At 61.3% G+C, this 13,671-nt stretch carries 12 protein-coding genes and 2 tRNA genes; 8 read left to right on the forward strand and 6 right to left on the reverse strand.

The window, feature by feature from the left end:
- The first annotated feature begins 93 nt into the window (after positions 1 to 93).
- The 5 genes from ACQZ13_RS08125 (at position 94) to ACQZ13_RS08145 (ending at position 3,494) form a co-directional block, all read left to right on the forward strand.
- Positions 94 to 840 carry a sulfite exporter TauE/SafE family protein gene (locus ACQZ13_RS08125; protein ID WP_431050902.1) on the forward strand — a complete coding sequence of 249 codons (747 nt, stop codon included), beginning with the start codon at positions 94 to 96 and terminating at the stop codon, positions 838 to 840.
- A 51-nt stretch (positions 841 to 891) separates the two neighbouring features.
- Positions 892 to 1,284 carry a response regulator gene (locus ACQZ13_RS08130; RefSeq protein WP_431050904.1) on the forward strand — a complete coding sequence of 131 codons (393 nt, stop codon included), beginning with the start codon at positions 892 to 894 and terminating at the stop codon, positions 1,282 to 1,284.
- Positions 1,285 to 1,375: 91 nt separating this feature from the next.
- The gene (locus ACQZ13_RS08135) at positions 1,376 to 2,137 is read left to right on the forward strand and encodes a YoaK family protein (protein WP_431050906.1); all 762 of its coding nucleotides are present in this window, start codon (positions 1,376 to 1,378) and stop codon (positions 2,135 to 2,137) included.
- A 44-nt stretch (positions 2,138 to 2,181) separates the two neighbouring features.
- Positions 2,182 to 2,802, forward strand: coding sequence for a hypothetical protein (locus ACQZ13_RS08140; protein ID WP_431050908.1), 621 nt, complete (start codon positions 2,182 to 2,184; stop codon positions 2,800 to 2,802).
- A 62-nt stretch (positions 2,803 to 2,864) separates the two neighbouring features.
- On the forward strand, positions 2,865 to 3,494 hold the full coding sequence (locus ACQZ13_RS08145) for a hypothetical protein (RefSeq protein ID WP_431050910.1): 630 nt from the start codon (positions 2,865 to 2,867) through the stop codon (positions 3,492 to 3,494).
- Positions 3,495 to 3,519: 25 nt separating this feature from the next.
- Here the strand turns inward: ACQZ13_RS08145 and ACQZ13_RS08150 are convergent, their stop codons facing one another.
- Positions 3,520 to 4,143: a DUF4124 domain-containing protein gene (locus tag ACQZ13_RS08150; protein WP_431050912.1), complete on the reverse strand. Its 624-nt coding sequence runs from the start codon at positions 4,141 to 4,143 to the stop codon at positions 3,520 to 3,522.
- A 212-nt stretch (positions 4,144 to 4,355) separates the two neighbouring features.
- On the opposite strand from ACQZ13_RS08150, the gene ACQZ13_RS08155 reads away from it, so the two are divergent.
- Positions 4,356 to 5,306 carry a hypothetical protein gene (locus tag ACQZ13_RS08155; protein ID WP_431050914.1) on the forward strand — a complete coding sequence of 317 codons (951 nt, stop codon included), beginning with the start codon at positions 4,356 to 4,358 and terminating at the stop codon, positions 5,304 to 5,306.
- On the forward strand, positions 5,296 to 5,985 hold the full coding sequence (locus ACQZ13_RS08160) for a hypothetical protein (protein ID WP_431050916.1): 690 nt from the start codon (positions 5,296 to 5,298) through the stop codon (positions 5,983 to 5,985). The genes ACQZ13_RS08155 and ACQZ13_RS08160 overlap by 11 nt, the downstream gene beginning before the upstream one ends.
- Positions 5,986 to 6,680: 695 nt before the next feature.
- Here ACQZ13_RS08160 and ACQZ13_RS08165 read toward each other — a convergent pair.
- A complete protein-coding gene (locus tag ACQZ13_RS08165) occupies positions 6,681 to 8,732 on the reverse strand; it encodes an NACHT domain-containing protein (protein WP_431050918.1) in 2,052 nt (683 codons plus the stop codon).
- 875 nt (positions 8,733 to 9,607) lie between these two features.
- On the opposite strand from ACQZ13_RS08165, the gene ACQZ13_RS08170 reads away from it, so the two are divergent.
- On the forward strand, positions 9,608 to 9,922 hold the full coding sequence (locus tag ACQZ13_RS08170; protein ID WP_431050920.1) for a hypothetical protein: 315 nt from the start codon (positions 9,608 to 9,610) through the stop codon (positions 9,920 to 9,922).
- Positions 9,923 to 10,415: 493 nt separating this feature from the next.
- Here ACQZ13_RS08170 and ACQZ13_RS08175 read toward each other — a convergent pair whose 3' ends face one another.
- The 4 genes from ACQZ13_RS08175 to ACQZ13_RS08190 form a co-directional block, all read right to left on the reverse strand.
- Positions 10,416 to 11,015 (reverse strand): hypothetical protein, encoded by a 600-nt coding sequence (locus tag ACQZ13_RS08175; protein WP_431050922.1) that lies wholly within the window; start codon positions 11,013 to 11,015, stop codon positions 10,416 to 10,418.
- Positions 11,016 to 11,109: 94 nt separating this feature from the next.
- Positions 11,110 to 11,185, reverse strand: a tRNA-Asn gene (locus ACQZ13_RS08180).
- Positions 11,186 to 11,288: 103 nt separating this feature from the next.
- A tRNA-Asn gene (locus ACQZ13_RS08185) sits at positions 11,289 to 11,364 on the reverse strand.
- A 36-nt stretch (positions 11,365 to 11,400) separates the two neighbouring features.
- Complete coding sequence (locus ACQZ13_RS08190; protein ID WP_431050924.1) at positions 11,401 to 13,623, reverse strand: TonB-dependent siderophore receptor; 2,223 nt, start codon at positions 13,621 to 13,623, stop codon at positions 11,401 to 11,403.
- Positions 13,624 to 13,671: the final 48 nt, after the last annotated feature.

Raw genomic sequence — 13,671 nt, forward strand, 5'->3', positions numbered from 1 at the left:
GTCCCCCGCGCACGTTTTGTGGGCGGCCCGTGCGCACGCCGTGCGGTCCCGCCAGCGCGGTGCGCGCGTGTTTCCGATGGAAGAATGCGCCGCATGGAATCCATTGGCATCGTGATCCTGGGCGCCGTCTGCGCCGGCTTCGTGCAGGGCCTGTCCGGTTTCGGCTTCGGGCTGACCGCCATGTCGTTCTGGGCCTGGACGCTGGATCCGCGCCTGGCGGCGGCGCTGGCGGTCTTCGGCTCGCTGACCGGCCAGATCATCGCGGCGGTGACGGTGCGACGCGGCTTCGACTGGCGGCGGCTGGCGCCGTTCCTGGTCGGCGGGCTGGTCGGTGTGCCGATCGGCACGGCGCTGCTGCCGCTGCTCGACATCCAGATGTTCAAGGCCGTCCTCGGCGGGCTGCTGGTGATCTGGTGCCCGGCGATGCTGATGGCGTCCCGGTTGCCGAGGATCCAGTTCGGCGGCCGCGTGGCGGACGGGGTGGTCGGCGCCATCGGCGGGGTGATGGGCGGCCTCGGTGGTTTCACCGGCACCGTTCCGACGCTCTGGTGCACCCTTCGCGGGCTTCCCAAGGACGAGCAGCGCGCCATCATCCAGAACTTCAACCTGTCGGCGCTGGCCGTGACGATGGCGGTCTACCTCTTCAAGGGGGTCGTCACGCTCGACATGCTGCCGATGTTCGGTATCGTCGCGCCGGCGATGCTGGTGCCGACGCTGCTGGGCGGGCGGCTGTACCACGGCATCTCCGACCAGCGTTTCCGCCAGATCGTGCTGAGCCTGCTGACCGCGTCGGGCGTGGCGCTGCTGGGGTCGTCGCTGCCGGCGCTGCTGTCGCGCTGAGGCGGGCCCGCCGATTGCTACCGCCGCCCCAACTGTCATTCCTTGCACGCCATGTCGGAACGCCTCAAGGTCCTGGTCGCCGATGACCAGCCGGATTCGCTGGATCTCCTGCGCGAGCTGCTCACGGTCTACAACTTCGAGCTGCGGGTCGCCCGCAACGGGCTGGAGGCGATCGGCATCGGCCTGAAGTGGGAGCCCGACATCCTGATCACCGACATCGACATGCCGGACGCGGACGGCCGTCATCTGGCGGGTCGGCTGAAGGTGAGCCTGCCGACGCTGATCGCCATCGCGGTCAGCGGCACGCCGCTGAACACGGACTTCGAATCCGCCGAGGACCTGATCTTCGACGACTACTTCGTCAAGCCGATCGATTTCGGGCGGCTGCACAAGACGCTGACCAAGTACGGGGCGAAGCTGGACGGGGCGCCTTCGACGTACTGAGGGCGACCGCTGCGGCCAAGGCGGTGGCAGCGGCGACCGGGCGGGAGCGCCCGTATCATCGCCCGCACTGTCATCGACATCGGGAGGCGCCGTGAGGCGACTGCTGCACCTGACGAGCCGCCATCGCGCGCCGTCCACGAACCAGGCGCTGGGACTGCTGCTCGCGTTCAACGCGGGGGCGGTGAACGCGGGCGGGTTCCTGATCCTGCAGCGGTACACCTCGCACATGACGGGCTTCGCCTCGCAGCTGGCGGACGGCGCGGTGATGGGGCAGGGGACGCTGGTGCTGAACGCGCTGGGGGCGATCCTGGCCTTCCTCGCCGGCGCGGCGGTGTGCGCGGTGCTGGTGAACTGGGCGAGGCAGCACGGCCTTCGCAGCGTCTACGCACTGCCGCTGATGCTGGAGGCGGCGCTGCTGTTCCCGTTCGGGCTGATGGGCGCGATCACGCTGACCTGGCACACGCTGTTCGCGGTACCGCTGACGGTGCTGCTGCTGGCGTTCATCATGGGACTGCAGAACGCGGTCGGGTCCAAGACCTCGGGCGGGAGCATCCGCACCACCCACATGACGGGGAACATCACCGACCTCGGGATGGAGCTCGGGAAGATGCTTTATTGGAACCGCCAGCCGTCGGTGAAGCGCGCGGCGGTGCGGCACGACCGGCTGCGGGCGACGCGCGCGGGCGGGTTGCTGGCCGCGTTCGTGCTCGGCGGCGGGGCGGGGGCGCTCGGGTTCAAGCACCTCGGCTTCGTGTGCGTGGTGCCGCTGGCGGCGGTGCTGTTCGTGCTCGCGCTGCCGCCGGTGACCAAGGATTGGGGACGGTGGCGGGGGCTGTTGACGCGAGGACGTTGACGGCGACCGGACGGAATTCCAAAAGGTCCATAGGGGGAGGGTGAATGCGTGCAGACGACGTGCGGCGACGCATGGCGACGGTGATGGGCGTGGTGCTGGTGCACGGGATGGTCGTGGTGGTGTGGACCTGGTCGAGCACGAAGAGGACGACCCCGCCGGTCCGGGAGATCGCGATCACGGTGGCATTGAAGCCGATGGAGAGCCCGCCGCAGAGTCGCAGCGAGACGCTGTCTGCGGTGCCGCGTGCGCTGCCGCCGAGTCTGTTGGTGGTCCCGCCGACGGAGCAGGAGACGACTTGGACGCCGACCAACTCGCCCGGCTGGGAGCATGACTGGACGCGCCCCCGTTCGGATGGCTCCTCGCAGCAGGCAGAGGGCCCGTCATCTGCTTCCAGCGCGCCCGGCGGACCGCTGGTGCTGACCCCGTCGAAAGAGGCGATCAAAGGCGCGTTCGCGAACCCGGCGGTCGTCGATCCGCGTGCCAATTCGCCTCGGCCGAGCGCGGAGGAGCGCATGGCGATGGCGATCGACCCATCGCTGTGCCTGAAGGTCGACCGCGATCCGGACGGCACGGAGCGCAGGTCATGGAGTCACTACACCGAGGTCGTCCCGGCCATCACTCAGCAGACGGGCTTGAAGGGCAAGCCGGTGAGGGTGTGCGCGTGATCGCTTGAACCTGTGTCTTCGACGCGCTGGCCGACGCACAATCGCGCCGATTGGAGCCTCGCATGCAAGACCACCTCGACGTCGACCTCGACCCGCAAAAGATCAACGCCTTCTGGACCTGGCTGGCGTCGCGCCAGGCCGACCTGGACGCGCTGACTTCGCCTGACTACCCGTTCTGGGATGAGCTGCTGGAACACCTGCAAGCGGTGAACGATGGCCTCTGGTTCGAGGTCTCCGCGCCCGGCGAGGACGACCGCGAGCTGGTGATCACCGCGCAGGGCCAGTGGGAGCTGTTCCCGCTGGTCGAGGCGATGGTGTCGGTGGCGCCGGAGCTGCCGGGGTGGATTCCCGTGGCGCTGAAGCCGGCGATGGGCTTCGACTTCGGCATCAAGTACGAGGGCCTGGACCTGAACCCGAACGGCATCTGGTTCGAGCCGCTGGTGGATCCGGATGCGCCTGAGGTGCTGGGTCTTCGCGTCGCGATTGAGGGCTTCAACGTCGACCAGGAAGATGACTTCGCCAACGGCCTGCTGATCATGCTGGACACGGCGCTCGGCGAGAAGGCGGCCGCGACGGACGTCGATCTGGTGGAAGTCTGCGAAGTACCGGATGACCCGGATGACGAAGGCTTCCTGCCGTTTGCGGAGCTGGCCAGCTATCTGGCTTGGCGGAAGAGTCGGCTGACGCATTGAGCGGCAGCCGGGGTCCCGCCTCTCTTCAGCGATCCCGCAGCGGGGCTTGGTAGTTCAACCCGCCGCGTTTGGCGTTGCGCTCCTCGATTTCGCGTTGACGCGCGATGCGGTCGCCTTCACTCGCGTTGGCGGCGCTGTGCATCGCCTCGGCGCGACGGCGGGCGTCTGCGCCGCCGGTCAGGCTGCTCTGCGCGTCGACGGCCTGCTTGCTGACGTTCCAGTCGGAGGCGTTGTAGTTGCCTTGCCCCTTCTGGCACTGGCGCGCACGGCGGATCTCGTCCTGGACGAACTTCTTGGCGTCCGCGCTCAGGGAGATTGAGCTGGCCTTGGTCTCCATCGCGGCGATGTCGCGGTCGGAAGGGCAGAAGTTGGAAGGCGCCGCCGGCCCGGAAGGCTGAACGCCGTTGGTTTGCTGCTGCTCCCGCTCAGCCGCAGCTTTGGCGCGCTCCGCAGCCGCTCGGTCCGCAGAGGTGTCAATGACGTTGCTCTGCAGCGATTGCGGCCTCATCTGCTCGCCCTTCGCCGCGCACGGCTGGTCCGAGTAATGGGTCTTGCCGTCGGTGGTGCATTTCCAGACCTGGGCCTGGACGCCCGTCGCGGCAAAGATGCTGAGCAGTCCACCGATGACGGCCAGATGGATCTTGTGCATGTCTTGTCTCCCTGAAACCAATCGAACGCACGGGTGCCCCGCGCAGTTGACCTGAAATGTTGCGAAGGGTGTCCGTCCGAACGGGCTCAAGGTCGCTCGCCGTCGAGAAGGCGCGTCACCCCGCGCTGAGCCAGCATGACCTTCGTCGTGGAGCCGCGCGGGCTGCTGTCATCAGAATGCGTCCATCTGCCACCTTGCGCATCGGGAGTCGCATGTCTGTTGTCTCATCACCGCTGAACCCGGACTTGGAAGGGTTGGCGCAGCAATTCGCGGCCAGATCTGAGCAGGCACCTCAGGACGCTCTCAGGGAGTGGACTGCCACCACTGCCGCATTGCAGCCTTCGCTGGTGGCCGCCGCAGCGCGGATGGCGAATCAGCGCTTGTCGTGGCGCGCGCGGGCGCAGCTCAGCACCAGCTCACAAGGTGCTGCGCTGTTGATGAATTGGGCGGCGGACGTCAATCAACGCCCCCGCCTGATGCGGGTGCAAGGAACACCGCCGTTGTCGACATACGCGTATTGCGAGAGTCTCGTGCGGCAGCGCGGATCTCGTGCCGCCGCCGCGGGACTTCGGGAAGGGCGCTTGACCGTGGTCGGACTCCGGCGAGACACCTCGACCTTGGTGAACCAGGGCCGTGGAAAGTACGACGACGACATCGTCGTCCTGAACGGGGTGGCAGGCTTGCACAGCGTTCGCGTCTTCCCTGCATGCACGGAACCAGGGGCTCAGTATGCGCATCGTGCCAAGCCGCTGGCCGCCGGAGGGCGAGTGGATCCGCGCTATTCGGACGTCAGGTTCAAGAAGCTTGAAGGCGTGGACGTCAACAAGGACGGCATCCTGGACGCGGGACGGCTGCGCGCGGGGTCCTATCTGTTTTCCGAGAAGGATGGGGGCTACATGGACGCGCGAGCGTTCCAATCCCTCGATGCTCAGGTGGCAGAGCGCGACACCAACGGCGATGGGCGATTCAACGCCAGCGATTCCAACCGAATCGATCTGAAGGGCGCAGGCACATCGATGTACATTCATCGAGGCGGCGCTCAAGTTACCAGGAACACGTGGTCGGCGGGATGCCAGACCATTCCCGATAACCTCTTCGAGAACTTCCTGGCTTCGCTTGGCCGCATCAAGACCTTCTACTACGTGCTCATCGATGGCGACTGAACATCAACTCCATGTCGCGCGATGGCTCGCCATCGGATTCTCGTCGCTGATCCTGGCTGGCCAGGCGGTTGCCGGCGCATCTCAGGCATCCCGCAGCCAGTGCGAGATCGGTGCCTTTGTGCAGGAGACGGATCCGGCGGGCCTGAACGTTCGTGCGGCCCCCAATTCCAAGGCCAAGGTGCTTGGCAAGCTTGTTCCCGTGTATCGGGACCCGGAGCGGGGTTATCGCACCCGGGCAGAAGTGGATGTCATCGCTTCCGAGGGGGGGTGGTTTCTCATCCGGAACGCCCGAGACAACCCGGACATGTCCGGCCAGCCCGAGCGGAAGATGTACCAGGGCGAAGGGTGGGTGAGCGGCAGCCGCTTGATCGTGAAATCGCAAGCGCGTGTGGGTGTCGAGGCGCCACTCCGGAGCGCGCGCGAAGTGCTGCGTCTTCAGGGCAACGATGCGTTCGACAGCAGCGCCATGATGGATGGCGGCCGTCTGGTGGATTGCCAAGGCAAGTGGGCGCAAGTCGAGTTTTCTGACGATCGCTTGCCGGCGGACTTTCGCGGGAAACTGCAGGTGGATCCCATCGCGAGACAGAACCTGCCTGGCGGCCGTTTCCGCGCCTGGGTGGATAAGATCTGCGATCTGCAGGAAACCAGTTGCAGCGGCCTAGGCGGCGAGGAGCCCTGAAGGCAAGTCCTGACCCTCAATGAATCGAGCCCCACTCGCTGTCGCGATTGGGGCTTCGTTTTTGGCGTCTCGACCCGCAGCCAAGCGAAGTCTTATGGAGTGCCGATCAACGCCATCCAAGGCATGGTCCTTCCGACGGCAAAGAGTTCGTTATGCCGCTTGGCCGACTTCAGCGATCCTTCGCTGTGCGTTCGCGGCGCCGCCTTGGCGTGGCTGACAGTCGCTGAGAACTCCTCAACGCGGCGTCCCAAGCGTCGGTGCGTTGCGGATGGTGACGTTTAGAGCGCCTCGTGCGCGAGTTCCCAGAGACTTATGGAGGCGGCGCCAAGGGTGTGTTCTTCGCAAACCGCTTGGGGATTCTCGCGACGTCGTCAGTGGCGACTACCGCGGCCAACGATGCGAATTGATCGACGGCGTTGACTTCACTCACAAGAGTCTCCCCGTGCTACTTCCGGAACATTCGGTCGCCCACGCAAGTAAACCTGACGTCGAACCTTTCCTGCAGTGAGGCGGTCTTCTGATGCAACCGGCAATAGAAACAGTCGAAGATTTTCCAGGGCTGCCAGTCGATTGCAGTGCGGTTAGTCTTGCTGAAGATTATCTTTTCAGTCGGAATAAAAAAGCCCCACTTGCTCTTGCAATGGGGCTAAGTTTATCGAATCGAATTGGAGTAAAAAATTGCGACGAAAGATTTATTAGGACAGCAGACTGTCGAGGTCTGATTTTGCCTGAGTGAAGGCGTCAATTTCTGCAATAACCGAACTGGCCCTCTCTTTACACAGGTATCTAGGCTCGGTTGATGAATTGTTTCGCCCTCCGTGGCCCCCGAAGATCTGAATACTGCAAATTAAGCGAATAATTTGCGAAGTGTGCGAGAGGGATTTTGCGGGGTCGTCATCAAAAGAATACCAGGTTCGCTCCGCAAAGTGTTGCGCAAGAAAGGATATGTCTGGATCTTCACCTGGCATGAGAATCTGACCGTGTGCCCTCGATCCGTCCGGCATGCTTAAATCCGCAAATGCCGCAGGTGGAATATTTCTACGCGAACCGAAGGTAATTGCCGCAACGTATTGGGAATTGTTCATTTCGCCATAAAAGTAGACCATCGCGTGACCAATGCGGGCTGAACGCTCGGGTTGCGGTATCCTGATATCGTGCCCCCCTTTCCGCTTCTTCTCTACCTCTGACCGAAGCCAGTAAGAGAGATGAAGCTGGTCAGTGAAGACGAGGCTCGTGTAAACCGAGTGTGTCGACATTCCCTCGCAGTGTGCGAGAAACTCCTTGGCGATTGGTTTGGTAATTATTTCGCGGTATAGAGTGGGTGATAACTCGCCAACAAATTCTACCGTCTCTTGAAAAGACTCTCGGGCTCGACCCGAGGAAATTTTCAGAAGTAGTTGAGGTGGGTTCTCCGTGTTGATTATGTATTCGGCGGCAAAATACTCGGCAATTGTTCGATGCATGAACTTTATTTGCCTCCCTTCAAGGAGGAGTAAAGGTACTGCGGCTAGCAAATCTTCGAAGAATGGCCTTGATTGAGTGAGCGACGAAGGGCATATCTTCCTTGCGTCGTCTATGGCTTTTATAATGGCTTCTTCACCAAAGGATTCTCTTGAAGAATTGAGAATGTAATAGAAGGAAAATGCCCTAAGGAGTGCTCTAAACCTGTCGATGTCGAGTGCTGATGACTTTTCTCGTACAAAGCCAGATTTCGTCAAATCGTGACCTTTAAAGAGTGCTTCGAATAGTTCGCTGTAGAACGCAGAAGATTTATTCGCAATAGAATTGTTGAACGCAAAGGTCCTATAAAGCAGCCCAAGCAATAGAGGCGTTTCGAGAAATTTCGTTTCGATTTTTCCGAACTCGGCAATCAACGCATCGCTGATCTTTATGCCTGCAATTTCGTCATATTTCTGCAATAACGCTTTTGCTTGTTTGGCTTCAAATCTTTCGAGTGAAAGATGTGACACTCCAGCCAAGTCTGGAAATTGCTCTCTTGGGCGGGAACTTACGATTAATGTTGATCCTTGCTTTTTTAGCGAAAGGTCAGCGATTTGTTTGCGGACATTGTCTTGAGAAGCAGAGGGCAGTTCATCGTAACCGTCCAAGATTATTACGAATTTTCCTTTTGCAATTAGTCTCGCAAAAAGTTCGCGACTGAAGCTTCTGTCGATATCGTCGAAGAGTCTTGCCAAATTCTCTGTCAGACTGAGTTCGGCGTTGAATGTGGATAGTTCGAAAAGAATTGGGATTCGGTCAGTCTTCTCAACTATTTGCAATGAAAGAAACTTAAGATACGTGGACTTGCCCATTCCAGCATCGTCTACGATTAAGTAGGACTTGCCCAGCGATTGGATATCTACGGAGTTGGGCGCCTTTGCATCTCTTGTTCCATAGTATGGGTCTTGAGCGGCTTGAAGGCGCAATTCTTCATAAATCGATCCAATAGGAATCTTTCGCTGGGGAAATACTATCGTCGTCACTTCAGAAGTTCGTTGTAGAAGTCTGCTAAGGTATCCCGAAAGCGACTTGGTTAACCGTTCTTCGGTCATGTCGCCAATTAATTCACGATCTTTGCTCCATTGCTTTAGCTTTTCCAGTTTCGGGGCAAGAATCGCGTCAACTAGTCCCTTGGCTGGGCCAAACGTCGAAGTAATGAGCGACGCCTCTGCGCCAGTTATAGGTAAAGACATTTCTTCTCCCTTTCTCGAAGTTGATTCATTCCCACTTAAGCAAGTGTGCAGCACTGCTGAAAATCTAGATTCCAGCCGTCACTCGTCGTCTCTGGAGTTTTATTAATGACGCAACAAAGCGTGGAATTGGATTTCATCGTTTCGGCTAAAAACTCGGCGCTGATTTTTCTATTCCCGGCTTGCTGGGTTCGATCCGAAATTGCTGCCGCTACTTGGTAAATTGGCGAGAGTTTGATCGCCCGGTCGCGTCCTCGCGAAAAGCTCTTGTCGTTGCCTTCGCAAGTTCGCAGTCGGGAATTTGGCCTTGCAGGTCTCAGCCCACATTTGTCTCTCCAGAATATCGTAGGAGGCGGCAAGGTCGCCTTCGGCGGAAGGAGAGGCTACGGTCGCGTTACGAAGTGCCCGACTCAGTCTGTATGGCAGGGCTGGGGGCGAATCTTGAGTCAACGCTGTGAGCGCGGATGGCTTTTGGGGCATCGCAACGACGTCGTCATGGCCAAGAACTCTAATCATCGGGCGCGGTCGAACCAATCAGGTGTGTCCCGGCAGCGACTCGCGCTCGCCCAAAAGAAGCCGCCCACTCGCTTGCACGAATGTGACTCAATCTCGGCTCCTCGACCTGGGCTCGAACCAGTGGCCTACGGATTAGCAATGCAGAGATGCAAAGGGCAAGGGCCCGCCTAAGGATGGGGTCCGTGAGACGTCTTTCGCTGGTGCGCCAACGCTCTCCCCCGAAAGGCGGTCTCAAGTCTGCATGGCTTCAGCCGAAGACCTCTTGAACGCCTAGCAGCGCTGTGGCGAGGGGAGAAAACAATGAATGTCACCAGCCTGCCAAGCTCCGCGACCCAGTACGCGCGAGCCGCTCACCGCCACCGGCTGTCGTCAAAGCTGAAGCGGATGGGCGCTACTACTCCTCCACGATGGTCACCTTGACTGACGTACTCGGCCCCGACTCGGAGGAGCACAAGGCGCTTTACGAGCGGACCATGAGGCATGTCTCAGACCCCATGCTGCCGTGTGACGACAGCATCAGGACCATTGAAGATCGGCTGAAGAAGTTCCAGAAGAATCTTTCGCTGGCTCGTCCGGACCTCGCGAAATCGGATTGGGACGTCACCATCAAGGACGGCAAGTTCAAGGTCACGGGCGACATTGATCCCGATGACAAGCGCTACAGGGAAGCTCGACTCAACAGCGATCAAGCGCTCGTCGGTGCCGTCGGGAGTTACATGAGCGCGGCTTAGGCCTGCCTGGAGACGTCTGAAGACAATCCGCCGTACACGGCGATGAATGGCGACACAGGCAGGAGCACCCTGTACAACTTCAAGGATGTCAACAAACAGCTGGAGGGCAAGAGCTCATTCAAAGAGCTGATTGCGACCTCTTGGGCTGCGTTTGATAACCCACGAGGCGGTCCACCTACCGACCCTGGCATCTATCGTGGCGCTCGCTCCTTGGAGATTCTGGCTTCACGCCTGACTTCGACGCCGCTTGAATAGATCAAGTCGCACCGACCTAAAGAAAAAGCCCCGCTCGCTTGCACGAATGGGGCTTCAATTTTGGCTCCTTGACCTAGGCTCGAACCAGGGTCCCACGGAATAACAGGCTCATGGTCGGTAGAGAAACGGAGCGAGTACTGTTGCCGCCGTGTCTTGCCGATCCCTCTATCGGTCCACAGGCGGCACACGACGCGCCAATGCAGCGGAATTCGAACATGCGGGGCGCACGATGGTGGAACTAATCGCACTCCACCGAGCTGTCCCGGCTGACAAACGTCCTCAGTCGCTCAACGATTGCTTCTGCTGCCTCCGCGTCGGCTCTGGGCGCCTCGGCAAGGACGGACTTCCAGTCTTGTCCAGAAGACTTGGTGAAGTGCGCAGTGGTTTGTGCAAAGTGAACTTCATAGAAGATCTGCTCTAGGCTTCGACAAAGATGTTTGACCTTGAGCAGTGGATAGTCAACGTCTGCAGCCGTACGCAAACTCTCTCGGGCTTTGTCGAAAAGCGTCTCGTAAAACGAGTCCAGATAGTGGATGTCGTCGACGTGTCCGTTGAGAAATACGGTTCGCCAATCCTCGAAATTCCGTATCAACTGCACCGCACCCTCAATGGCACTCAGGTGATCGACCAGCGCTCGGGCGGTGAGCGATTCAGCGTTCCTTCTTTCGAGGTCAGTAGCCAGTCTACTTTGGCGTTGAACCTGCCAAGCAATTCCGATGGACCCGGCGGCGATCGCTGCGATCGAGCCGATGGCCTGAACCCAGCCAGACCATTCAGCCTTGGTCATGCACATCGCCCAGTGGTCAATCGCCAGCAGGCAAAACTGCGGATCAGCCATCGCTCCCTTTCTTGTTTGGCGTGAAGTATCACGATCATCAAGCCGACGACCAAAGAAAAAGCCCCACTCGCTTGCGCGAATGGGGCTTCAATTTTGGCTCCTCGACCTGGGCTCGAACCAGGGACCTACGGATTAACAGTCCGGCGCTCTACCGACTGAGCTATCGAGGAAAAGTCTGCTCAGATCCAATCGATCTGAATTCTTGGGTCAGCGTCTTCGGTAGGACACTGACTTAAAAAGAACGAAGGTCCGAAGACCTTCGTTATCTGATCTTGGCTCCCCGACCTGGGCTCGAACCAGGGACCTACGGATTAACAGTCCGGCGCTCTACCGACTGAGCTATCGGGGATCAGAGCCTAAGAGTATACACAGAAAAATCACTACCTCACAAGACCCACTCCACCGATGCGCGCCATGTGCGATTGGCGAGCGGATACAGGTAGACGTGTCCGTACTGGTAAGGCGACTCGCGCCACGCACGACGGTTGGTCGCGTTGTCCACGCCGACCCGCCAGATCAGCAGTTGGCTGCCCACGTTCTGCTCGTAGCGCGCGCCCAGGTCCAGCCGCGTCCAGCTCGGGATCGCCACCGAGTTGTCCGGCACCACCATCCGCTTGCCCTCGTAGACCACGCCCGCCAGCAACTCAAGACCCGGCACACCCGCGCTGTGCCGCGCCTGCAGCTTCAGCACCGTCTCCGGCACGTTCGTCGGCTTCAGGCCGTTGAGCGTCGCATCCGCGCTGCCGTCCCGGCGCGCGTGCAGCTTCATCGCGCTCGCCATCAGGCCGCCGCCCGTCCACTTCAGATCGGCCTGCGCTTCCACTCCGCGATGGTTCTGCTTGCCGTCGATGCGGCTCTCGAGCATGTCGTTGCCGCCCACCACCACCGGCACGTCGTTCGTCGCCGGCTTGCTGATGTCGAAGTAGTTGATCGACCAGTCCACCGTGCGGCTGCCTGACTTCAGACCGATCTCCCACTGCTTGCTGCGGATCGCCGCGAGCGGTCGACCTGCATTCACATAGATGGGCAGGTTGGGCGCGACGGCCGATTCGACGCCTTCGCCCCAGCTCGCATATGCCAGCAGCTGCGGATCGATCGCGTAGCTCACGCCCAGCCACGGCGTCGTGACCGACTGGCGATAGCTCGTTGCCTCGTCGTCTTCGCCGACCGGCACGTTGACCTGGAACGAATCGCGATCCAGCCGCGTGTGCCGCACGCCCAGCCAGCCCTGCCATTGCGGGCTGAACTGCATCGCGTCACGGAAGTAGAACTCGGTGCTGCGCTCGGTGCGGTCGGTGTTGGTCGAGCCCAGCGTCGGCTCGGCCACCGTCGGCAGCGTGCCCCAGATGTTGCCGGTGCCCGCCCAGTTGTAGGCCTGGCCCTGCAGCCGGCTCTTGTAGCGCGAGAACAGCACGCCCGTCGACACCTGGTGCTCCACGCCGAGCAGCGTCAGCTTGCCCTGCGCCGACAGGTCGAGCGCGTCGCTGTTGCGATGCTCGTTGTCGCTGCGGAAGTCGTACTGGTCGAAGGTGCCGTCGGGGCAGTAGGTGCTCGGGTAATACGTGCCGTCGCCCGCCGTGCATCCGAACGGATAGGCGAGGCGGTCGTCGTTCACCAGCCGCTGGATCGCCGCGTGCGCCTGCAGCTTCCAGTCGGCGTTCAGCTGATGCTGCACGCGCAGCGAGGCGGTGCGGCCTTCGAAGATGACCGGCTGGCTCCACGACTGGTTGTTCAGGTTGATGCGCGGATCGATGGCCTTCGCGTCGGGCAGCTTGTCGCCGAGCAGGCTGAAGCCGGGCTGGCTCGGCTGGGACTGGCGGCTGATCTCGACCTCCGCCTCGACCAGCGTGTCGCGCGTGACGCGCCAGTCGCCGGCGACGGCCATCATCCAGCGGTTGCCGTCGGCGTCGCGCAGCTCGGGGCGCAGCTTGGCGGCCTCGACGTTGACGCGCAGGCCGAAGGCCTTGTCGTTGCCGTGACCGTCGCCGAAGCGGCGGCTCCAGTCCATCGCGGACTCGACGGTGCCGCGCTCGCTGATGCCCAGGCGCACGCTGGTGAGTTCCACCGTCGGGCGCTTCACGACGAGGTTGACCAGCCCGCCCGGGGCGCTGGTGCCGGCCTGGATGCCGGTGGTGCCCTTGATGACCTCGACGCTGCTCTTGTTGGCGAGCGACAGGGCGGTCTCGGCGTTGATCGGCAGGCCGTCGCGGCGGTAGTTGAAGCGGTTGTCGAGGTCGTAGCCGCGGATCTTCAGATAGGAGACGTAGCCGGCCGAGTTGTAGGAGTCGCCCACGCTGGCGTCGAGCAGCGTGAGCCCGGCGAGGTTGAACAGGCCGCGGTCGGCGAGCTGCTCGGCGCTGACGATGCTGGCCTGGATCGGGAGCTTGGCCACGGGCGTGTCGCCGAAGCCGCCGGCCATCACGGGCGCGTCGGACTTGCCCTTGACGACGACGCTGGGGAGGGCGGGGGAAGCGGACTGCGCATTGGCTGACGCGTTGGCCGGAGAGTCGGTCGACTGCGCGGCGGCGTGCAGCGAGACGCCGCCGGCGATCAGCGCGATCGCGAGCCGATGCAGCGGGAAGGAATTCAGAGCGGACGAAGTTGCCATCGATGTGCCGAAGCCAGAAATGCGATGGCAGGTCGGCAAACCGGGCAC

The sequence above is a fragment of the Roseateles sp. L2-2 genome, from assembly GCF_050613215.1.
GTDB classification, from domain to species: domain Bacteria; phylum Pseudomonadota; class Gammaproteobacteria; order Burkholderiales; family Burkholderiaceae_C; genus Roseateles; species Roseateles noduli.

What these genes read in the sequence shown, in the direction of transcription:
- ACQZ13_RS08125 (WP_431050902.1), top strand. Translation starts at nt 94, where the DNA reads ATGGAATCCATTGGCATCGTGATCCTGGGCGCCGTCTGCGCCGGCTTC.
- ACQZ13_RS08130 (WP_431050904.1), top strand. Translation starts at nt 892, where the DNA reads ATGTCGGAACGCCTCAAGGTCCTGGTCGCCGATGACCAGCCGGATTCG.
- ACQZ13_RS08140 (WP_431050908.1), top strand. Translation starts at nt 2,182, where the DNA reads ATGCGTGCAGACGACGTGCGGCGACGCATGGCGACGGTGATGGGCGTG.
- ACQZ13_RS08145 (WP_431050910.1), top strand. Translation starts at nt 2,865, where the DNA reads ATGCAAGACCACCTCGACGTCGACCTCGACCCGCAAAAGATCAACGCC.
- ACQZ13_RS08150 (WP_431050912.1), bottom strand. Translation starts at nt 4,143, where the DNA reads ATGCACAAGATCCATCTGGCCGTCATCGGTGGACTGCTCAGCATCTTT.
- ACQZ13_RS08155 (WP_431050914.1), top strand. Translation starts at nt 4,356, where the DNA reads ATGTCTGTTGTCTCATCACCGCTGAACCCGGACTTGGAAGGGTTGGCG.
- ACQZ13_RS08160 (WP_431050916.1), top strand. Translation starts at nt 5,296, where the DNA reads ATGGCGACTGAACATCAACTCCATGTCGCGCGATGGCTCGCCATCGGA.
- ACQZ13_RS08175 (WP_431050922.1), bottom strand. Translation starts at nt 11,015, where the DNA reads ATGGCTGATCCGCAGTTTTGCCTGCTGGCGATTGACCACTGGGCGATG.
- ACQZ13_RS08190 (WP_431050924.1), bottom strand. Translation starts at nt 13,623, where the DNA reads ATGGCAACTTCGTCCGCTCTGAATTCCTTCCCGCTGCATCGGCTCGCG.